Here is a 20,444-nt window from a genome sequence, read left to right on the forward strand (position 1 = left end):
GGGAGGTGGAACTTTATGAAAAAAAGAGTGTATCATTTTTTTTTCGATCATGAAAAAGAAGAAGCATGGGTTAATGATATGGCGGAACAAGGTTGGCATCTAAAGCGTACAATGGTGGGTTACTTTATTTTTGAAAAAGGGGAACCTGGTCAATACATTTATCGCAATGAACTAGTTAAAGGTAAAAAGCAGGACTACTATGATTTTTTAGAGACGATGAATATTGAGTTTGTTTCAAAATTTGGATGTTGGGCATATTACCGAAAAAATAAATCAGAGGGGCCATTTGAATTATTTTCAGATAGTTCTTCGAAAATAAAGTATTTAAAATCAATAAGCCGTCTTTTTATAGCAGCAACATTGCTAAATCTTTTTTTTGGATTTATCAATCTTTATATTGGACTTGGTGAATCTACAGAAAGATTCTTAAACATGGGAGTATCATTCTTAAATTTTGTAGTCGTAATGATCATGTGTATACAGATTATTAAAAATGAAAGGCGTAAAAAAGGACTGCAACGAGAATTACATATATTTGAAGCGTAAGGGGGAAAAAAGATGACATTACAATTAGAACAAGTCACAAAGAAATACAAAGATTTCACAGCGGTCGATAATCTGAATTTTACCATAAAAAAAGGTGAGATTTTTGGGCTGATTGGTCAAAATGGAGCCGGCAAAACAACGACATTCCGAATGATTTTAGATTTACAGGAGACAACGGCTGGAACGATTACATGGGATGGCAAACCCGTTAATGCTATCAACCGTGATGTACTCGGCTATTTACCAGAGGAACGAGGCATTTTTCCGACGATGAAGGTGGAGGATCAACTTTACTTTTTTGGCGAGCTACGTGGCATGAAGAAGTCGGAGTTAAAGAAGGCGATTGACTATTGGATTAGCCGATTTGAGCTCGAAGATAGAAGGAAAGATAAGGCTGAAACTTTATCAAAAGGGAATCAGCAAAAAGTACAACTGATTGCTAGCTTTATTCATAAACCGCAGTTCTTAATACTAGACGAACCATTCAGTGGACTTGATCCTGTGAATAAAGATTTACTGAGGGATGCTATATTGCTTTTAAAAGAACAGGGCACAACGATTTTGTTCTCCAGTCACCAGATGGATAATGTAGAGGAGCTATGCGATCATCTTTGTCTATTAAAACGTGGAGTTTCTCTATTTTCAGGTAGTCTACTAGATTTAAAGAAACAATACGGAAAAACTAGATTGGCAGTACGTACAGAGTGGTCGACAACTCAATTGTTGACACTTGAAGGAGTCAAAGATGTCAGAGTGGAGAAAGAGCAAACTGTGCTCACTCTGGAGGATGAGAGCTATGCACAAAGCATTTTCGAGAAACTTTCAAATGGTAAATATATAGAAAAATTCAGCTTAGATTATTTATCGTTAGATGAGATCTTTAAAGATAAGGTAGGTGGCAACGTTGTCGAAGTTTAATTTATTAATGAAACAGCTTTACAAATCAAAAATTAAATCAAAATCCTTTGTTGTAATGACAGTCATTTATATACTAGGGATGTCTGTTGCAATTTTCTGGTCGGATATTAAAGAGCTTTTTACAGGTGATGATCATGCGCAACAAATTGCGATTGTCAACGAAACAAAAGCTGATTTAAGCGGTCTCTTTGTATCTAATGGCGATATGGAATTTATACAAAATGAATCGAATATATCGGAGCTAGAGAAAAAGGTCAAAGATGAAAAGCTAGATGCCGTTGTTAAAATAACAGATCAAGATGGACAACTACATGCTGAAATTTCTACTTTCACTCCGTTGAAATTAAATGATCAAGGTGCGATAAATTCGATACTGCAACTTGCTGGCCAAAATTATGCTGTACAACAGTTATCATTAACGCCCGACCAAGCAGCTCAAATTATGAGTGCAAAAACGATTATCGGTGAGAAAAACTTAAATAAAGAGTCTAATGGTGGTAAAAGCGAAGAAGAAAAACAATCAGGACTAGTGGTATCTTATGCAGTTGGTATTTTAATCTATTTCTTTATTTCTACATTCCTATCTATGATTACAACGGAAATTGCTACTGAAAAAGGTTCACGTGCAATGGAAATGCTACTAGTTAGTGTAAAGCCAGCTACCCATTTTAAAGCAAAAATTGCTGGTGTGCTTTTACTCGCATTAACACAGATGGGTATTATTACAGTTGTCTTCCTAATCTATGCGAAATTTGCGAAGAACGGTTTTGTTTGGGATATGGCAGCTAGCATTGTTAAAGAATTATCGATAGGTTATGTGATATACGCCATTTTATTCTTACTACTAACAATTATTCTTTACTTAATTGTAGGAGCATTATTCGGTTCTTTAGTGTCTAAAGTTGAAGAATCAGGTCAAGTATTAATGCCAGCCATGATGATTACTATCATTGGTTTCTATGTTATGATAACGGGAATGGGTAATCCAGATACAATGATCATTAAGGTATTCTCTTATATTCCATTTACGTCTGGAATGATCATGCCGATGCGTATCGGGGCTACTGATATAGGTGTAACGGTACCACTTTTATCGTTAGGTATTTTAATCGCAACAATTATTGTGACTTACTTATTCAGCATATCATTCTATAAACGCAGCGTGCTAACTTATAGTTCAGGTGGCGTTATCCAAAAAATTAAGACAGTACTAAAAGTGACAACATGATGATGAAAGCAGCTACATGAAGTAGCTGCTTTTTCAGTTCTAACATTCCAATAATAGAAAATGGTGTAAAGTATTTCGTGTGTACAGTCGAATTTCCTAATGAAACAAGCTATAATTTATAGTAGAGAGTGACGTTTTGTTATCTCAAACAAGGATTGAAGCTTTATTAACAAAATCATCTATATAACGTCTTGCAACATAAGAGAATCAACTAGAGCATCACGGGGGTTCCCCTATATTTAGTAACTCTTATTTTGCAAGGCCCGACTAAAATGAAACTTTTTCAGCTTGGAATCGTATGTAAGTAAAAGAGATAAATCGCAGGGGGTAAAACTTTATGTCTGAATTCGACAACGACCTATTAAAATCAAAGGATCCATTCGCATCAGAAAATCCATTATTACAACCCAATCCATTATTACAGGTGGAGCAAGAGCAAAAACCAGTACTTGTTTCTGAACAGGAGCTATCACAAATTGCACAGAACCAACTTAAATTAAAGCAAGATCCTGAGGTTCATTCATTAGCACAAAAAATTGATGTGAAAGATCAAATTGCTATGCTAGAGCTTGGAAAAGAAACAGCGAATGGTATTTCTACCTTTTCAGATAAAATGCTAGCAACGATGAAAACAAGTAAGCTTGAGGAATCAAGTGTATTATTAAATAATTTAAATAGAATTATGGATAAATTTGATCCTCAAGATTTTGCGGAGGATAAAAAAGGTGGCTTCCTTACAAAGCTGTTCAGTAAAGGAAAGGAACAATTAGAAAAGTTTCTATCCAAATATGACAGCATGAACAAGGAAGTTGATGTCATTTTCCGTGAGGTTCAAAAATACGAAGGTGAAATGAAACATAATACAGTTGATCTAGAAAACTTATATGATCAAAACTTAAACTATTTCCAAACGTTAAGTAAATTTATTGCAGCAATTGAAGTAAAAACAGATGAAGTACGTTCATCATTACCAGCACTAGAACAAAAAGCGCAAACAGGCGATCAATTAGCAGCAATGGAATATGAAACAATGGTACGTGCCGTTGATTTACTAGAACAACGTCGTTATGATTTAGAAATGGCGCAACAAGTGTCATTCCAATCTGCTCCACAAATTCGATTAATGCAGCAAGGAAATAACCACTTAATTGCTAAAATTAACTCTGCATTTGTGACAACAATTCCTATATTCAAGCAAGGGCTTATTCATGCGGTGACGTTAAAGCGCCAAAAGCTTATTTCTGATTCAATGAGTGAATTAGACCGTCGTACAAATGAAATGCTTGTCAAAAATGCAGAAAATATTAGTAAAAATAGCGTTAATATCGCGCGTGCGGCTGGTAGCCCAAGCATTAAAATCGAAACAATTGAAACGACATGGCAAACAATTATGTCTGGTATTCAAGAAACGAAGCAAATTCAAGCAGAAACAGCTAAAAATCGTGAGGATGGCCGTAAACGTATTGAACGTCTGCAGCTAGAATACGAAAAACTGAAAAAAATGTAATCGTGAAACTTCTTGCAATCTTACTTTGCAAGAAGTTTTTTTGACAAATCAGAAATTCTTCATTATGATAAGGTAAATGAGAATGATTATCAAATGAGAAGGAAGCGAAAAAATGCTAAACAATGCAATTCGATTACATAAAATAATCAATCATGGAGTAAATAAAAGATGATGAGCAAAATGAATCCAACTTTATTATCCTGTGAGCCTTTAAAGGATGGAACACTTGCGATTAATACGACAGAAAACCTAATGCTCGTGTTAAAAAGTCGCTACCATGAATTAACGCATATTGAAGAGCTGTACAATGCCATGCATATAGATTTAGATGAAAAGCACACTATTTTAGAGCAAGAGAGAAAAATTTTAAAGAAACAAAATTTAGAGCTTGTGGAAGACATACAAAAAATAAAGCAGCAAAACGCCGTCTTACAAAAAAAGTTGACTGAATATAATTGTGTCGTAAATGAGCTAAAGGAGCTTCGTCGACAAAATACAGAGCTACTAATTGAGCTGAGTAAATACACTACCTTGTCGAGGGAAACACTTTCAAGCCCATTAAAATCTATGATTCGTGATATGCGAGAGCAGGGAGTAGGGATTAAGGAAATCCATATTCGTATAAAACGACAAATCAATCCAGATATCAGCTATAGTATGGTACGTAAATATATCTCAGAGCTTGAATCCAAGAATAAAGCATAACACCCAAATCAAATTCGTCATTTACAGTTAACAATCAAAGCCCTATAATTAGTCTATTCTTTAATTAAGTAAATTTTATCGATTTCAACAAGAGTAGGAGAGTTAGAGGCAATGTCAAATGAGAAAAAAGGGGTTTTGGCGGCATTTTTTGCCTATGCTTTGTGGGGTGCATTTCCGCTTTATTGGAAATTACTTGAGCATGTGCCGAGTTTGGAAATTTTACTGTCACGCGTCATTTGGTCCTTTGTCTTTACAGTACTAGCAGTAATAGTATTTGGAATGCGTAAGGAACTTCTCGCAGACTTAAAATATTTGTGGTCACACCAAAAGCATTTTTGGCAACTTGTTGGGGCTTCATTTGTTATTTCAATGAACTGGTTTTTATATATTTGGGCAGTTACTCATAACCACTTAATAGAAACGAGCTTAGGCTATTATATTAATCCTTTACTGTCAGTGATATTTGGGGTTGTTTTCTTTAAAGAAACACTTAGTCGTGCGCAATGGGCGGCTACCGGAATTGCCTTTATTGCTGTCATTATTTTAACGATTAATTATGGATCAATTCCATGGGTAGCACTTCTTATTGCTTTATCCTTCGCCATTTACGGTGTTCTGAAAAAGAAAATTAAGCTTGATGCGACAAGAGGTCTAGCCATTGAAACGTTATTTATTCTACCGTTTGCATTAGGCTATTATGTTTACCTCTTTACAACGAATCAAGCATCATTTTTACATGTTGATGTGCAAACAGACATCCTCATGATTGTGAGTGGTATAGTGACAGCCGTGCCATTAATTTTATTTGCAAAAGGTGCACAAAATATTCCGCTTTATTTATTAGGCTTTATTCAATACGTATCACCAACGATTGTGTTAGTTTTAGGGATCGTGCTTTATAAAGAACCGTTTAGTCAAATAGAGCTATTAGCATTTAGCATTATTTGGGCAGCCTTACTACTGTTTTCAGGCTCGAAAATCATTGAAGTGAGAAGTGCACATCATAAATCAGCCTAAAAAAGGACTTGTAGACATTTTCTACAGGTCTTTTTTGCATAGCTGAAAGGAATTATATAAGGGGACGGGACCATCGTTACTGTATAACTATGAAATATTTGTATGGTAATATATTTTGGGTATTTAAACTAGAAGGAATAAAAAGTAGGAATTAAAATGAATCACCCGTATAAAAAGTATGCAACTACAGAATTATGGCACGTTATTTAGGAAGCTATAGAAGACTAGTTGCTAATCAAAATGACAAGAAGAGAATATATAGTTGGTTATCTTTGTGCAAAACTTAGTCATATGGAAGGAGATTGAGCACGGTACGGTTGAGATTTCTTTTATTGTAAGACAAAAATAAGCAACTTTACTTTTTTGGCAGCATATAGTAATATTATGTCAATCAATTAGATAACAATGATGAATATTTTAAATTAATGAGAGGTGCTTTTGATGAGTGCGGTAGGTTCTAAATAGGAACAACTAAATGAAATAAATTTAATGACGACGGGGGATTTACGTCATAAAGTGACCCCTTGTTTAGTCGTGGATTTATTTCGATACCTATGAAGATACCTACAATACTTTATAAAGCGTGGAATGCTCTGAATGTACTTCATTTTGTTGAAGTTTTTTCACGATGCTTCTTACACATGCCTTGTAATGTAAAAAGCTGTGGGATCCCCACAGCTTTTTTGTCTTTTTTAATTGAATAAAAAATCATTGATATCTAAATGAGTAGGTATCTTCATGAACGATTATGGAAAATCAACGTGAGGAGAATTTAGAATGAATCATACTACTTTTGAGAAGTTACAATACAATGAATTGAAGGATATCGTTAAATCATACTGTGTCAGTGGGTTAGGGAAACAGTTATTAGATAAATTAACGCCGAGCTCAAATTTGACAGTTGTTAAAAATCGTTTGAATGAAACGACTGAGGCACGAGCAATTTTAGTTGCGGAAGGTCATGTCCCGTTTTTAGGGGTATCTAATATTGACAATACGATTAAAAAACTTGAAAAGGGCATTATTTTAGACCCTAGTGAGTTAGTAAGCATCTCAGACTTTTTAAGAGGCTGTAGAAAAATTAAAAAATTTATGCTGGAAAAAGAATTTTTTGCACCAGTACTTGCATCCTATGCTATTTCGATGTCTGAATTTAAAAGTGTGGAAGAAGAAATTAACTTTGCGATTAAAGCTAATCGTGTTGATTCAGCTGCTAGTAGAGAATTAAAGCGTATCCGAAATCATATCGAAACAACAGAGGAAAAAATTAAAGACCGCTTAGCAAAATTTTTAAATAATAGTGCAAATAAAACATATATCCAGGAATTTTTTATAAGTAAAAAGGATGATCGATACACGATTCCTATTAAGGCTTCCTATAAGAATCATGTGCAAGGGACGGTAGTAGAAATTTCATCAAAAGGTGCTACGGTCTTTATGGAGCCAAGTGCTGTCGCTAAATTAAATGTGGAATTGGCCACTTTGAAGGCAGAGGAAGCGGTGGAGGAATATCAGATTTTAGCGACGTTATCAGGATTACTGATGGAAAATATTCGTGAAATCAACATCAACATGGAGTTAATTAGCCAATATGATATGGTGTTTGCTAAAGCCAAGTTTAGCAAGCATATTGGAGGCGTAGAACCGAGTTTAAATGATGTTGGCTATGTGAAGCTCGTCAATTGCAAGCATCCACTGTTAACAGGTGAGGCGGTGCCACTTCATTTTGAAATTGGTAAAGACTATCGCAGCTTAATCATTACAGGACCGAATGCTGGCGGAAAAACAGTTGTCCTAAAAACTATTGGCTTGTTAACATTGGCTACAATGTCAGGCTTCCATATTGTTGCGGATAAAGGTACTGAAATAGCTATATACGATCATATTTTTGTAGACATTGGTGATAATCAAAGTATTGAAAATGCACTTAGTACGTTTTCATCCCATATGAAAAACCTTTCGGATATTATGAGGGCATCCAATAATAATACTCTTTTGCTGTTTGATGAAATAGGTAGCGGTACGGAACCAAATGAAGGAGCAGCGTTGGCGATTTCCATTTTAGAGGAGTTCTATCACATGGGCTGTATAACAGTAGCAACAACTCATTATGGAGAAATTAAGCGTTTTTCAGAAATGCATAGTGATTTTATGAATGCGGCGATGCGTTTTAATAGTGAAACATTAGAACCATTATACAAATTAGTGATCGGAACATCTGGAGAAAGTAATGCTCTATGGATTTCTAAGAAAATGAATATACGTGAAACGGTATTACAAAGAGCGAAAGGCTATATTGACAATAAGGATTATCATTTAGAACGAGTAAATGACAGAAAAATCAGGAAGGCCAAGATTGAGAATGAGAAAACTGCAGTAAAGTGTGAATTTAAAAAGGGAGATCGTGTGAAGTTGTTAGATCATGATGACGTTGGAGTCGTTTATCAAGAAATGGATAATTTCTATAATGTTGTCGTGTTCTATGAGAGAGAATTCATAAAGGTAAATGTTAAGCGCTTGGCATTAGACCTACCAGCAACAGAATTATACCCAGAAGGATATGATTTAGAGAGTTTATTTGTGGATTATAAAGATCGAAAACTTCAGCATGATATAGAGCGCGGATCGAAAAAAGCCCTTCGCAAGATTCAGAAGGAAATTAGAAAAGATAAATTGAGCTAATAAAAAAGGGATTGCACATAAATGTATGTTAATGTGCAATCCTTTTTATTTATTGAACCGAATTTATTTGTGCTTTAATCGAATAATAAGTTTCTTCAATTTTTTGTTTATAAGGTAGATCGATTAAATCCTGAGAATCCTTATAGGCCCTTTTGGCGATTTCGTAGGCAGTTGTTAACTCACCGAAATGTGCATAGCAAAGTGCTTTATAGGAAAAGCACTCATTTAAACTTAATATGTCAAAGGGATGTAAGATGAATGGAGGATTATTTGTAAACTGTTCAAATGCTTCCTTAGCTTCTTCATATTGACCTAGTAAATATAAGGATTTTCCTTTTTCTGAATAGTAAAAGTTTTTTTCGAAAATAACCGAGCTATCATGCATAAGTGTACCAAAACGCTCTATTTCTTCTAGTGCCTGCTGATAATCGTGCGTATAATTGTTATAATAATGCGCTCTTAATACGAAAATCAAAGCATCCACACTCATTTGTTCGGCAAAAATCCGATACTGCTCAAGCTTCTTCAGCATATGCTCTACTTGCTCGAAATCATGGTCAATCATGGCACAAAACGCCCCAATACGATACATATCATCTATATAAGAGTAAAATTGATTTTTATGTGCATTGGTAATGGTCTCATAAATAAGCTGTTTACCTTCTTCATATTCGCCAATTGCTAACTGAAAAACGCTAATATAATAAGCCATTTTCACAGTATCTCTCGAATCTAATTGGTAATTTTCCTGCTCAACTTCTTCTTTCGCCTGCAAAATACAAGAATAAGCCATTTTGTACTTTCGTTCTTCCGATAATATGCCCAACTGTAATATATAGGTTTCAAACCAATGACTTAGTAAATTAATTTCTTTAAACATAATGCGTGCCTGTTGAAGCGGTGATTCCCAGGTAGTTAATCTCGCATGATGTTGTGCTGCTGCATATATATACAGTAAACGCCCTGCCTCATAACTAAGCGAAAGCTCTTCTACATAAGGCTTAATCATCTCTACAATTTGCTGTACATTATCTGTATTACCAAGTTTTAATTCAGCAAATAAAATTTCTACCTGCTCTAAAAGATGACGTATGGAAGAGGGGGTTACATGTTCAAGCAATTCACTAGCTTTTACGCCTAAACGTTCCGCTATATAATCAAGACTTTCCATCGAAGGCTTGGCCTTATCATTTTCAATTTGGCTTAACATACCTTTTGTTAGACGATCACCAGCAAGTGCCTCTAATGTTAATTTTCGTTCCTTCCTTAATTTGCGAATTCGTGTGCCTAAAGAGTCCACTGCCTTGCCTCCTTTTTAAAACATGTCCTTTGTTTAATTATATTAAACTTTTTGTTGCGTGAAAAGAGGAAGGTGTGTTATATTTTGTTTAATTAAATTAAACTTTTTAACCTAATTAAAAATATGGAGGGATTTTAGATGAATGAAGCGGAAAAATATAAAAGGGCGACGTATCATTTATGGACATTTACAGCTAGTAAAATGATTTCGTTGTTAGGGTCTCATGTATTATCATTTGGAATTGGTTTATATATTTTAGCACTGACAGGGTCAGCGATGAGTTTTGCGACAACGATGATTTGTTCCATTTTGCCTCGTGCATTAGTCGCACCTCTGGCGGGTTATGTAGCTGATAATTATTCAAAAAAACGCACAATTTTATTAGCACAAGCAGGTACAATATTGACCGTTGTTGGGTTACTACTCTATACAGAAATGGTCGGTTTGTCGGTTTATGCTATTTATATTGCAACAGTTTTTAATACAATATGCTCAGCCTTTTCAAGTGTAACGTTTTCTTCGTCAATCGCTACACTAGTAAATCCAGAACGCCTACAAAAAGCAATGTCATTTAATCAAATGTCAGTGTCGATTGCAGCAATTGGAGGACCAGTAATCGGGGGAATGATGTATGGATTTTTCTCCATGGAAGCATTTTTACTTCTACACATGGTGGCCTATGTGATTGCATTCTGTTTAGAAGCCACAATGAATTTTACTCTCTATAGTACAAGAAATCAGAGTACAGAGAAGGAAAAAATGTGGGCTGGGCTAGTTAGTGGCTTTCATTATATTAAGCAACAAAAAGTTGTTAAAACAATAATGTGGATTTCATTATGGATTAATTTGTTTTTCTCTGCCATCGTGGTGGGGGGGACTTATATTATTATTGAATTATTAAAAGTTAAATCAACTCATTTTGGTTTTATAGAAGCTTCAGGTGCAGTTGGTATGCTTGTTGCTTCCGTCTATTTCGCAACACGGGCAGAGGTCAAGGCCCCACTACGTTTTTCTAAATTTAGCCTATTATTGTTGGCTAGCAGTTTAGGGTTTGCGGTTGTCCCATTAGTAACGAATTTCTCCTATTTAACCATTGTGATCTTTTATCTTGTCATCTATTTTATTTTCGCTATTTTTGAGATGGGGATTAACATGCCAATTATGGTTTATATGCAAAAGTTAATTTCAGAAGAATACCGTGGACGTGTGTTGGGATTAATGGAAACAATGGCAATGTCAATGATGCCGATTGGAATGGTTGTTTACGGCATTTTGTACGATTCATTCCCAGCCACGATTATTTTACTTGTCACAAGTGTGATTATCGTGACGATATCACTAGTTATGCTACGAACATCTGTCTTAAAAGAAGCACATCCAGAGTTTTATGAACAAAAGGTAGTGACTGAGAGTGTAGCGAATTAATGTCTCGCTTTGAAGGTAAGGGTGGTAACAGCGATTCATAACCATTTATCAGCTGAAGAAGAAGCTGAAATTGGTGGTATATGTATAATGGATGAGTTCAGAGGACTATCGCTTGCAAATGAGTTAGTAGATTACTTAGTAAAAGAAGCTAAAAAAGTAATTTAAAAGAAATCTACTGTCTACCATTTGAAGAGTTAAAGTGTTTTTATGGGAAACTTGGTTTTGAAGAATTTGACTATGAGGGAAAACAAATTAACAATCATATATTAAAGAAGTATCAATGGTGCTTAGACAACTATGAGAAAAAGGTTTTATTACTTAAATTATAATACTTCCTCTTCAAGAAACGGATGCGATTCTTCATTTATGAGGGGCTTTTTCTTGTGCTGCTATCGGAGCAGGCTAGTGATATAATTAAAATCAACTTTTATACATTATTAAATTTTAATCTTAAAATAATTGGAGAAGTTAGGATGTCCATAAGAGAACATTTTATATAACGTCGCTTATTATTAATTAGAGGACACCTCCTAATAAAAATGGGTAATACGAAATTAATTATTTAGGAGGAGAAAAAATGCGTTCAGAAAAAGAAATGATGGAATTAATATTACGAGTTGCCGAGAAAGATGAAAGAGTACGAGCTGTCGCAATGAATGGTTCTCGAACAAATTCTAATGTGCCTAAAGATACTTTCAGAGATTATGATATTGTTTATCTTGTATCTGACTTACAATCGTTTCTAATCAATCCTAATTGGGTTAATGTTTTCGGGAAAAGAATAATAATGCAAACACCAGAGGATATGGCAATGTTTCCACCTGAATTGGGTGGAAGATTCACCTATCTAATGCTATTTGAGGATGGTAATAGAATTGATTTAATGCTGATTCCGAGTGAGGAAAAAGATATTTATTGTTCTGAAGATAGATTAACAGTTATTTTATTAGATAAAGATGGCAATATGCCTAAGCTTTCTGAACCAACAGATAAAGATTACTGGGTAAAAAAGCCTTCTGCTGAATTTTTTGCTGATTGTTGTAATGAATTTTGGTGGGTTTCAACGTATGTCGCAAAAGGATTATGGAGACAAGAAATACTTTACGCCTATGATCACTTAAATAGTGTAAGAGAAATGTTACTAATAATGCTTGATTGGAAAGTTGGTATAGAAACCAATTTTTCTTTGAGTGTAGGAAAAAACAGTAAGTACTTAAAGTCCTACCTTGATAACGAAATTTGGGAAAGATTGATGAAAACATATCCAAATGGAGATTACGAACAAGTTTGGAATTCGTTGTTTGAAACAATTGACTTGTTTGAGCAAGTAGCTATTGAAGTAGCAAGTATTCTCGAATATCAATACCCTTTTGAAGATGCGAATAAGGTAAAACAATACCTTACCAAAAATTAAACCCAATATTTGTGAAGGTATACACTTAAACTAATGCGGCTTTACTTCAATAAGAGGTAGAGCCTTTTTCTACTTAAACTAAAGACGCAATTTAGTTGAATAAGAAGGACATATATATGGGAATATTTATTTGAAAAATATGGAGGGAATTATGAGTAATTCTATTAATTATAAAATATGGACTGTTTGTATGATTCAAAGTGAAGAGAAGGTTTTACTTCTGGATAGACAGCACGACAATTTCAAAGGGTTTATTCCACCGGGTGGTAAAGTTGAGTTTCCTGAAAGCATTGTAGAGAGTGCTATCAGAGAAGTAAAAGAAGAAACTGGGTTAGAAGTTAGAAACCTTATTTATAAAGGGCTTTATGAATATGTTAATCCAGTCGCTAAAGATAGATATATGATATTTAATTACATAACAAAGGATTTCGAGGGTGAACTCTTGGAAGATGCTCCAGAGGGGAAAGCGGTTTGGGTAGATATAGAGAGCGCATATAAACTTCCTATGCAGACATCGATACGGAGAAGATTTCCTTTATTTTTTAAAGATGGAACATTTGAGATTCAAGTTGAATGGAACCACGAAGAAAATAAAGAAGAGAAAGTTACTATACGTAACACATAAAACTTCTTATTAAACTAAAGGGGGCGTTACTTGAAGACCATTGATCCGCTTAGACAGTTCTTTTTTCTTATTGAACTAACGGAACAGAATAGTTCAATAACTACTTGAGAGATTATGAAAATAATGGGTAAGGTTATTTTTAGGAAACTTCGTAATATATGTAAACGTTAAATCTAAAAAGGGGCTGATTTAATGTTAGTAGATGCTTTTAATTATTTAAAATTTTCAATGGGTGTTTTTATTTTTAGTTTGTTAGTTACATTAATTTTAATATTATTAAAAAATTCTGTTGTAAATGGATATTCGGTCATTATGTTGGCCTTTGTTTCTTGTATCGTATCAGGGGTACTTATGATTATTGTGGGATACATAGCTGATGAAGTTCCATCGGGTGGAGACCCAATCACCTTATATATGTTTTTAGTTGTTCTATTACTAAGTATGGTGAATATGATTTTTGTTTCAAGAAAACGAAGGGAAATATAGTAAATAAAATAGTAGATAATCAACAAATTTTGTGAAAAATTGTACTTAAACAAACGGGGTGCGTTAATTAAAGATCATTGAGTTGCATTGGCAGCTCTTTTTTCTTTATTGAATTAACGGAGCAGGTTAGTTGAATAGAATTAAACAATTTTATTATTAAATTTTGAGTGCAAACATATTTAAATGGATAAGAATTAAACAACTTTAAAGAGCCTTACTACAATTTAGCATGTAGCAAGGCTCTTATATTTTTATAAGAAAATTAAATAACTTTATGCGACAGCTACAAATGATTTCTGCGCGAAAGCGAAGCGACAGCAGCAATTACACCAAGGCGAAATTGATTTACTGATCCTCAATTACTATATAAGTGGCTTTCATTGGCCCATGTACACCAACAATAAGAATCATTTCGATATCTGCTGAATTACTTGGCCCTGTAATAAAGTTGATACAGGAGGCAATTTGCTCGCCATTTCGGACTTTTTCGCTAATTAAGCGGGCTGCTTGAGTCATTCGTGGAACGATCGTACTTTTAGGGATTAAAATAATAGAGTTCTCGGGTAAAAAACTGACGGATCTACCTTTATCCTTACTACTAAAAAGTACAGCAGTTCCTGATTCTGCTAATGTTATTTCACTAATCGTAATGCCGATGTTAGCTTTTTCAGCCTGTCGAATATTTTCCGCTGGCTGCTCGGAATTCCATTCGTACAGCTGAATATTTACTTGAGGCCATTGCTCGGTCATTAGTGATGATAGACCAAAGTTCTTAAACCGCTCGTCTTTCCATGTTATAACAGATTGACTTCCATAATTATCAACTACTTTTTGTAAGTCTGTTGGAAGATTTGCTGTATTTGAAATGACAATATCCGTATGAATATTTTTGCATTGTTCAGCTAAAACCTCTACTAACTCATCTTTTGTTTTATCTTTTAGGACGCGATCTTGTGGGTGATATTGCCATGTAGGACGCGCAATTTCTGTTTTTGGCGCACGTCCAAGCTGTTTCGCAATGTTTGCTAAAAATACATCTCTATTTTCAATAGTACCTGCCATTATTCATCGCCTCCTCTTTGGCGGTGTTTAAACCAGTTACGGAAATTATCTTTATTTGGTGCTGGAAAATCCCTTGCTTCTGTCCATGCTTTTAGTGGGCCTGGGCCATTTGAGATTTTCTGATCTTTTGTAAATGGCGCCATTGCTGGTGAAGCCATTTTTGTCGCCATTTTATATAAGGTAGGGGAGGAAGCTCCTAAACCAAAGGCCTTCATTAATAGCTTTTCTGATACAGGAGCTTTCCCTTCGTTTTCAACAATTACTTGGCGATGTCTATGAATAAGCTGATGTAACGGTATTTTGACAGGACAAGCATCAGTGCAGGCGCCGCATAATGTGGAGGCATATGGTAACTCTTTAAAATCCTCATAGCCGCCTAATAATGGTGAAAGAACGACACCTACTGGCCCAGAATAGATAGAACCATAAGCATGCCCACCAACATGACGATAAACAGGACAAGCATTAACACATGCTGCACAGCGAATACATTGTAAAATAGGCTGGAACTCACTCCCTAAAATATCAGAACGTCCATTATCGACGATGACTAAATGAAATTCCTCTGGTCCATCTGTGTCACCATCATCTTTAATCCCCGTTAATGTTGTAATATAGCTTGTTAATTTTTGTCCAACTGCGCTTCTAGTTAATAAGCTGACTAGCACTTCCATTTCTTCAAATGTAGGAACAATTCTTTCCATCCCCATTACCGTAATTTGCGTTTTCGGCAAGGCTGTTACTAAATCTGCGTTCCCTTCATTCGTCACGAGTGTTATCGAGCCGCTCTCTGCAATAGCAAAGTTACAGCCTGTAATGCCTATGTCTGCTGTTAAATATTCATGCCTTAATTTTTCACGTACATATAAGGCTAAATCCTCAGGCTTTTCACTTTTCTCATAGCCTTGTTTTTCTTTGAAAATATCACGAATCTGTTCTTTATTTTTATGCAAAGCTGGGGCAACGATATGAGAGGGTGGCTCGTGATCATCTACTTGCAAAATGTATTCTCCTAAATCTGTTTCAATGACTTCGCACCCGATTTCTTCTAAAGCTGCGTTTAAATCAATTTCCTCCGTCACCATAGATTTTGATTTCACTATTTTAGCGGCATTTTTCTTTTTAGCTACACCTTGAATATAGTCTGTCGCTTCTTTCGCGGTTTGCGCAAAGTAAACATGTCCACCTCTGTTAGCGACATTTTCACTCAGCTGATATAAGTAATAATCTAAGTTCGCAAGCACATGCTTTCGAATTTCTTCTCCATGAGAGCGCCATTCCTCCCAATGTCCGAGCTCATCAGCCTGTTTTAGCCGACGTGTTTGAAAGCGTTCCTGTGCGCTTGACACAGCCCCGCGCATAAACGTATTATCTAATTCTTTCGATACTCGATCATTAAATCGTTCATCACTTGTTTTCATGGCCATTTCTTTTACCTCCCTCTTAGCGGCAATTTAATACTTCCGCAATATGCATGACTTTAATAGGCTTACCTTGCCGATTAATTCGGCCACCGATATTGATTAAGCAACCCGCATCGGCACCGATTAGAATGTCTGCCCCTGTTTCTTCAACATTCTGTACTTTCTCATTGACCATTGCTCCTGAAATATTGCCCATTTTTACTGAAAACGTTCCGCCAAATCCACAGCATCGATCTTTTCCTGGAAGTTCTACATACTGTAAGCCTTTCACTTGATTTAATAATTTTAACGGTGCTTCTGTAACACCGAGTAGACGTGTCATATGACAGGAGGTATGATAAGTAGCCTTGCCCTCTAAATGTGCACCTACATCCTCGACCTTTAATACATGTACAATAAACTCTGTAAATTCATATGTTTTATCTGCCAATGCTTGCGCTTTTGGCTCCCAAACAGGATCGCCCTTAAATACTTCTGGATATTCCTTAAACATATAAGCACAAGAACCAGAAGGGGAGACGACGTATTCGGCATGTTCAAATGCTGTGATCATTTTTTTTATAGCATTTTTAGATTCTTTTACATAGCCACTATTGTAGGCAGGCTGCCCACAGCAAATTTGATTTTCAGGAAAGTCTAGGTCACAGCCAAGCCTTTCAAGAACTTCAACAACAGCTTTGCCTACATCACCTTGAAACATATCAACTAAACAAGTCGCAAAAAGTGTTACTTTCATGAGTATCGCTCCTTTTTGTCTCTATTACTCCTCAAATAACTAATCAACAGGTCATCTGATGACTTGGTGATAAATATATTATTTTTATAATACTACAACTTTTCAGACGAATGAAAGGTGTTTGTTGAAATTTTCAAAAAATAAATAGCTGCCTATTATAAAAACTAGGCAGCCATTGTTATTTTATGGATTCAGTTGTTTCGAAATATTGCAATAAGACCTTTTCCACATTATTTAAATGCGATGCCATAGCATGTTTTGCAAGTTCTTCATTTTGCTGTTTTATTGCGAGGAAAATTTGCATATGTTCGTCATATAGCATTTCACTTGTTATTTTTTTTGAGTACAACCAAATTCTACGTGTCTCTTTCATCGTTTCGATCATTAAAGCTGAAACCTGGTCTAATATAGTTGCAAGTAAGGGATTTTGAGATGCTGCAGAAATGGCCGAGTGAAATTGAAAATCCGCTTTTTCACCTAGCTCTCCATCACCTTGTACATGTTTCATCTCATCTAAAATTTGCATCATTGACTGTAGGTCCTCATCTGTTCGATGAATGGCTGCGCTAGCCGCTGTGCCTACTTCAATAATTTTGCGTACTTCTAACAAATGTGAGATATCCTGCTTATTTGTTAAAATGGCAGTTGATAATGGAAAATCGAGCTGATTGAATTGATTACTTTTAACAAATGTACCTGAGCCCTGTTTAATTTCAATTAGCCCCATTGCTTTTAAAGCGGAAAGAGCTTCTCGGATGGCTGATCTACTTACTTGTAATTGTTCGGAAAGTTGTTCAACTGAATCGAGTCGGTCACCAGGCTTTAGTTCGCCAGCTCTAATTTTTTCATAGAGGATTTCGGACACTTCCTCATATATTTTTTTCGGTTTAATTTTTCTTAATTCCAAGGACTACACCTCATTTATCTCTATCAATGGCTCTATTGTTTTTTTATTATACATGAAGAAAAGAAATTTTCTCACTATTTAACCGTAAATACTTTTTGTAAATAAAAATAGGTTCTTCATGTCGGAATTAATACTCTACAAAAAAAGCTGTGCACCTGCATCATAGCTCTGCGCAATGCAGAATAATGATGAATTTTGTTGACAGATAATATAAGGGGGGCGCATAATGCAAAAGTATATGAACAACTACTCGTTGATGTAAAAAAGTTTGAACATTAAATTTGTATGAAAATATGATGGAACTTCACTTTTTCAACACCTTTTTGCCATGAAACGTTCACAAACAGGAAGGGCGCAATTTACAGCGATTTTTGGTACGATGGAGGCAGTAACTGTAAGGAGCGAGTGAGAAAATATGGAAACTGATATTAACGTATTTTTAGCTTTAGGTGCAGGGTTTTTAAGCTTTATTTCACCATGTACTCTACCGCTGTATCCAGCATTTTTATCATACATAACAGGTATGACATTAGATGAGCTAAAAACGGAACGAGGTATGATGCAAAAGCGTGCTATTATGCACACCCTCTTCTTTTTACTAGGATTTTCAATTATTTTTATTATGATTGGACTAGGCGCATCTTTTGCAAAAGAGTTTTTCCTTAATTATCAAACATTATTACGTCAGATTGGTGCCATCTTAATCGTTGTATTTGGATTAATGATTGTGGGATTACTACAAATTGACTTTTTAATGAAGGATCGAAAATTCCAATTTAAAAACCGACCATCTGGTTATTTGGGATCATTATTAATCGGAATCGCTTTTGCGGCAGGATGGACGCCGTGTACAGGCCCGATCTTAATGTCAATTATCATGTTGGCTGGAACAAATCCAAGTGCAGGATTTAGCTATATGTTAGCTTATTATTTAGGATTTGCGATTCCGTTTTTCGTGTTATCTTTCTTTATAGCGCGTATGTCATGGATTCGTACACACAGCCAAAAAATTGTGAAAATCGGTGGCTATATTATGATTGCCGTGGGTATTTTACTATTCTTTGATGGATTGACGTATATTACACGATTTTTAGAGCCTATTTTTGGTGGATTTAAGGGCTTCTAATCTGCTAAACTAAAGAGGCAACCGACTTTTAACGTGGAAGGAGATGATCATGTGCCTACAGTTTTAGTAGTGGATGATACGCTCTTTATGCGTGTTGCAATAAGTAACATGTTTACTGAATGGGGTTATGAGGTAGTCGGCAAGGCAGCAAATGGTAAAGAAGCTGTGGCGATGTATCGTGAGTTACAACCAGATCTTGTAACGATGGATGTAACAATGCCCGTTATGACAGGTATAGCAGCAGTAAAAGAAATCATCCCAGAATTTCCAGATGCAAAAATAATTATGATTACAGCTTTAGGACAACAGAAGTTAATCGTAGAAGCAATTGAAAGTGGTGCAAAGGATTTTATGACAAAACCTTTCGAGCCAGAAAGATTAAAAGCTGTAGTTGATCAATTACTTGGATAAAATTGTTAACGACATTAGAGGAGGAAATTTTATGTTTGACAATATCCCTTCTCAATATTATGTAATAGGTTCAACCATAATGGCCATTTTTATGGGTACCTTTGTCATGGTTATTCGTATGCGTGCATCTAAGAAACCGACAAATGAGAAGAAAATTATCATTCCACCTATTGCGATGTCTTCAGGTGCGTTAATGTTTTTATTTGAACAGTTTCGAGTGCCACCCATGCAAATTCTTGAAGCGGTAGCAGTCGGCGTGGTGTTCTCAACAATCTTAATTGCCACTTCTAAATTTGAAGTAAAAGGTCAAGATATTTATTTAAAACGTTCAAAAGCATTCGTTTTTATACTAATCGGACTGTTAGTGTTCCGTGTAATTGCAAAAATGATATTAAGTAGCTCCATTGACGTTGGTGAATTAGCAGGAATGTTTTGGATTTTAGCATTCGCTATGTTACTCCCTTGGCGAATCGCAATGCTTATTCAATTTATAAAAATCAAAAAAACAATTCCGCTGAAGAATATTTAATGGAAAACTACACTAGAGATTTTATCTAGTGTAGTTTTTTTATTGAACGCAGTTTGGCTGATGGATAGAGCGGTTCGAGCGATAGAGAGGTTTGGCAAAGTGAAGGATAGAAATCAGAGCGACGGATAGAATTGCCAGAACGACGGAAAGAAAGACAGAAACGAAGGAAAGAAGAGTCAAAGTGACGGATAGAAATTAGAGCGACGGATGGAGTTGCCGGAGCGACGGAAAGTATCGATCGAGCGACGGAAAGAAGAGCCAAAGTGGCGGATAGAAATCAGAGCGACGGATGGAGTTGCCGGAACGACGGAAAGAAAGACAGAAACGAAGGAAAGAAGAGTCAAAGTGACGGATAGAAATTAGAGCGACGGATGGAGTTGCCGGAGCGACGGAAAG

The 20,444-nt window shown here is 35.5% G+C and carries 21 protein-coding genes; 16 read left to right on the forward strand and 5 right to left on the reverse strand.

The window, feature by feature from the left end; all coding sequences use genetic code 11:
- Positions 1-15: 15 nt before the first annotated feature.
- The 7 genes from ACFCYJ_RS05850 (at position 16) to ACFCYJ_RS05880 (ending at position 8,603) form a co-directional block, all read left to right on the forward strand.
- Positions 16-546, forward strand: coding sequence for a DUF2812 domain-containing protein (locus tag ACFCYJ_RS05850; RefSeq protein WP_376071929.1), 531 nt, complete (start codon positions 16-18; stop codon positions 544-546).
- A gap of 12 nt (positions 547-558) precedes the next feature.
- Positions 559-1,464, forward strand: a complete 906-nt coding sequence (locus ACFCYJ_RS05855) for an ABC transporter ATP-binding protein (RefSeq protein ID WP_376071932.1) — start codon at positions 559-561, stop codon at positions 1,462-1,464.
- Positions 1,442-2,692, forward strand: a complete 1,251-nt coding sequence (locus ACFCYJ_RS05860) for an ABC transporter permease (RefSeq protein WP_376071935.1) — start codon at positions 1,442-1,444, stop codon at positions 2,690-2,692. The genes ACFCYJ_RS05855 and ACFCYJ_RS05860 overlap by 23 nt, the downstream gene beginning before the upstream one ends.
- 337 nt (positions 2,693-3,029) lie before the next feature.
- Positions 3,030-4,199, forward strand: a complete 1,170-nt coding sequence (locus tag ACFCYJ_RS05865) for a toxic anion resistance protein (protein ID WP_376071938.1) — start codon at positions 3,030-3,032, stop codon at positions 4,197-4,199.
- A gap of 168 nt (positions 4,200-4,367) precedes the next feature.
- Positions 4,368-4,904 carry a hypothetical protein gene (locus ACFCYJ_RS05870; RefSeq protein ID WP_376071941.1) on the forward strand — a complete coding sequence of 179 codons (537 nt, stop codon included), beginning with the start codon at positions 4,368-4,370 and terminating at the stop codon, positions 4,902-4,904.
- Between the two features lie 111 nt (positions 4,905-5,015).
- Positions 5,016-5,921, forward strand: a complete 906-nt coding sequence (gene rarD / locus ACFCYJ_RS05875) for an EamA family transporter RarD (RefSeq protein ID WP_376071944.1) — start codon at positions 5,016-5,018, stop codon at positions 5,919-5,921.
- A gap of 777 nt (positions 5,922-6,698) precedes the next feature.
- Entirely contained in the window at positions 6,699-8,603 is a 1,905-nt protein-coding gene (locus ACFCYJ_RS05880) for an endonuclease MutS2 (RefSeq protein WP_376071947.1), read from the forward strand.
- Between the two features lie 49 nt (positions 8,604-8,652).
- Here ACFCYJ_RS05880 and ACFCYJ_RS05885 read toward each other — a convergent pair whose 3' ends face one another.
- Complete coding sequence (locus ACFCYJ_RS05885; protein WP_376071950.1) at positions 8,653-9,903, reverse strand: helix-turn-helix domain-containing protein; 1,251 nt, start codon at positions 9,901-9,903, stop codon at positions 8,653-8,655.
- A gap of 138 nt (positions 9,904-10,041) precedes the next feature.
- Here ACFCYJ_RS05885 and ACFCYJ_RS05890 point away from each other — a divergent pair, with 138 nt between their 5' ends.
- From ACFCYJ_RS05890 to ACFCYJ_RS05910, 5 genes are all read left to right on the forward strand, one after another.
- Positions 10,042-11,328: an MFS transporter gene (locus ACFCYJ_RS05890; RefSeq protein ID WP_376071953.1), complete on the forward strand. Its 1,287-nt coding sequence runs from the start codon at positions 10,042-10,044 to the stop codon at positions 11,326-11,328.
- Positions 11,329-11,349: 21 nt separating this feature from the next.
- Positions 11,350-11,493, forward strand: coding sequence for a GNAT family N-acetyltransferase (locus ACFCYJ_RS05895; protein ID WP_376071956.1), 144 nt, complete (start codon positions 11,350-11,352; stop codon positions 11,491-11,493).
- Between the two features lie 412 nt (positions 11,494-11,905).
- On the forward strand, positions 11,906-12,742 hold the full coding sequence (locus ACFCYJ_RS05900) for an aminoglycoside 6-adenylyltransferase (protein ID WP_376071958.1): 837 nt from the start codon (positions 11,906-11,908) through the stop codon (positions 12,740-12,742).
- A 151-nt stretch (positions 12,743-12,893) separates the two neighbouring features.
- A complete protein-coding gene (locus tag ACFCYJ_RS05905) occupies positions 12,894-13,367 on the forward strand; it encodes an 8-oxo-dGTP diphosphatase (RefSeq protein WP_376071961.1) in 474 nt (157 codons plus the stop codon).
- 192 nt (positions 13,368-13,559) lie between these two features.
- Positions 13,560-13,853 (forward strand): hypothetical protein, encoded by a 294-nt coding sequence (locus ACFCYJ_RS05910; RefSeq protein ID WP_376071964.1) that lies wholly within the window; start codon positions 13,560-13,562, stop codon positions 13,851-13,853.
- A 345-nt stretch (positions 13,854-14,198) separates the two neighbouring features.
- Here the strand turns inward: ACFCYJ_RS05910 and ACFCYJ_RS05915 are convergent, their stop codons facing one another.
- From ACFCYJ_RS05915 to ACFCYJ_RS05930, 4 genes are all read right to left on the reverse strand, one after another.
- Positions 14,199-14,915 carry a LutC/YkgG family protein gene (locus tag ACFCYJ_RS05915; protein ID WP_376071967.1) on the reverse strand — a complete coding sequence of 239 codons (717 nt, stop codon included), beginning with the start codon at positions 14,913-14,915 and terminating at the stop codon, positions 14,199-14,201.
- Positions 14,915-16,342, reverse strand: coding sequence for a LutB/LldF family L-lactate oxidation iron-sulfur protein (locus ACFCYJ_RS05920; RefSeq protein ID WP_376071970.1), 1,428 nt, complete (start codon positions 16,340-16,342; stop codon positions 14,915-14,917). The genes ACFCYJ_RS05915 and ACFCYJ_RS05920 overlap by 1 nt, the downstream gene beginning before the upstream one ends.
- A gap of 16 nt (positions 16,343-16,358) precedes the next feature.
- Positions 16,359-17,075, reverse strand: a complete 717-nt coding sequence (locus ACFCYJ_RS05925; RefSeq protein ID WP_376071973.1) for a (Fe-S)-binding protein — start codon at positions 17,073-17,075, stop codon at positions 16,359-16,361.
- 178 nt (positions 17,076-17,253) lie between these two features.
- Positions 17,254-17,982, reverse strand: coding sequence for a FadR/GntR family transcriptional regulator (locus ACFCYJ_RS05930; RefSeq protein ID WP_376071976.1), 729 nt, complete (start codon positions 17,980-17,982; stop codon positions 17,254-17,256).
- A gap of 415 nt (positions 17,983-18,397) precedes the next feature.
- On the opposite strand from ACFCYJ_RS05930, the gene ACFCYJ_RS05935 reads away from it, so the two are divergent.
- The 4 genes from ACFCYJ_RS05935 (at position 18,398) to ACFCYJ_RS05950 (ending at position 20,411) form a co-directional block, all read left to right on the forward strand.
- Positions 18,398-19,108, forward strand: coding sequence for a cytochrome c biogenesis CcdA family protein (locus tag ACFCYJ_RS05935; RefSeq protein WP_376071979.1), 711 nt, complete (start codon positions 18,398-18,400; stop codon positions 19,106-19,108).
- A 33-nt stretch (positions 19,109-19,141) separates the two neighbouring features.
- On the forward strand, positions 19,142-19,519 hold the full coding sequence (locus ACFCYJ_RS05940; protein ID WP_376071982.1) for a response regulator: 378 nt from the start codon (positions 19,142-19,144) through the stop codon (positions 19,517-19,519).
- Between the two features lie 31 nt (positions 19,520-19,550).
- Entirely contained in the window at positions 19,551-20,048 is a 498-nt protein-coding gene (locus tag ACFCYJ_RS05945) for a CcdC family protein (RefSeq protein WP_376071985.1), read from the forward strand.
- Positions 20,049-20,261: 213 nt separating this feature from the next.
- Positions 20,262-20,411 (forward strand): hypothetical protein, encoded by a 150-nt coding sequence (locus tag ACFCYJ_RS05950; protein ID WP_376071988.1) that lies wholly within the window; start codon positions 20,262-20,264, stop codon positions 20,409-20,411.
- Positions 20,412-20,444: the final 33 nt, after the last annotated feature.

Origin of the sequence: Lysinibacillus sp. NPDC056232 (assembly GCF_042267565.1) — a bacterium.
Classification (GTDB): Bacteria; Bacillota; Bacilli; order Bacillales_A; family Planococcaceae; genus Lysinibacillus.

Coding starts and splice junctions, on each gene's coding strand:
- ACFCYJ_RS05925 (WP_376071973.1), bottom strand. CDS start 17,075: ATGAAAGTAACACTTTTTGCGACTTGTTTAGTTGATATGTTTCAAGGT.
- ACFCYJ_RS05910 (WP_376071964.1), top strand. CDS start 13,560: ATGTTAGTAGATGCTTTTAATTATTTAAAATTTTCAATGGGTGTTTTT.
- ACFCYJ_RS05865 (WP_376071938.1), top strand. CDS start 3,030: ATGTCTGAATTCGACAACGACCTATTAAAATCAAAGGATCCATTCGCA.
- ACFCYJ_RS05870 (WP_376071941.1), top strand. CDS start 4,368: ATGATGAGCAAAATGAATCCAACTTTATTATCCTGTGAGCCTTTAAAG.
- ACFCYJ_RS05915 (WP_376071967.1), bottom strand. CDS start 14,915: ATGGCAGGTACTATTGAAAATAGAGATGTATTTTTAGCAAACATTGCG.
- ACFCYJ_RS05890 (WP_376071953.1), top strand. CDS start 10,042: ATGAATGAAGCGGAAAAATATAAAAGGGCGACGTATCATTTATGGACA.
- ACFCYJ_RS05850 (WP_376071929.1), top strand. CDS start 16: ATGAAAAAAAGAGTGTATCATTTTTTTTTCGATCATGAAAAAGAAGAA.
- ACFCYJ_RS05855 (WP_376071932.1), top strand. CDS start 559: ATGACATTACAATTAGAACAAGTCACAAAGAAATACAAAGATTTCACA.
- ACFCYJ_RS05935 (WP_376071979.1), top strand. CDS start 18,398: ATGGAAACTGATATTAACGTATTTTTAGCTTTAGGTGCAGGGTTTTTA.
- ACFCYJ_RS05920 (WP_376071970.1), bottom strand. CDS start 16,342: ATGGCCATGAAAACAAGTGATGAACGATTTAATGATCGAGTATCGAAA.
- ACFCYJ_RS05880 (WP_376071947.1), top strand. CDS start 6,699: ATGAATCATACTACTTTTGAGAAGTTACAATACAATGAATTGAAGGAT.
- ACFCYJ_RS05900 (WP_376071958.1), top strand. CDS start 11,906: ATGCGTTCAGAAAAAGAAATGATGGAATTAATATTACGAGTTGCCGAG.
- ACFCYJ_RS05945 (WP_376071985.1), top strand. CDS start 19,551: ATGTTTGACAATATCCCTTCTCAATATTATGTAATAGGTTCAACCATA.
- ACFCYJ_RS05905 (WP_376071961.1), top strand. CDS start 12,894: ATGAGTAATTCTATTAATTATAAAATATGGACTGTTTGTATGATTCAA.
- rarD (WP_376071944.1), top strand. CDS start 5,016: ATGTCAAATGAGAAAAAAGGGGTTTTGGCGGCATTTTTTGCCTATGCT.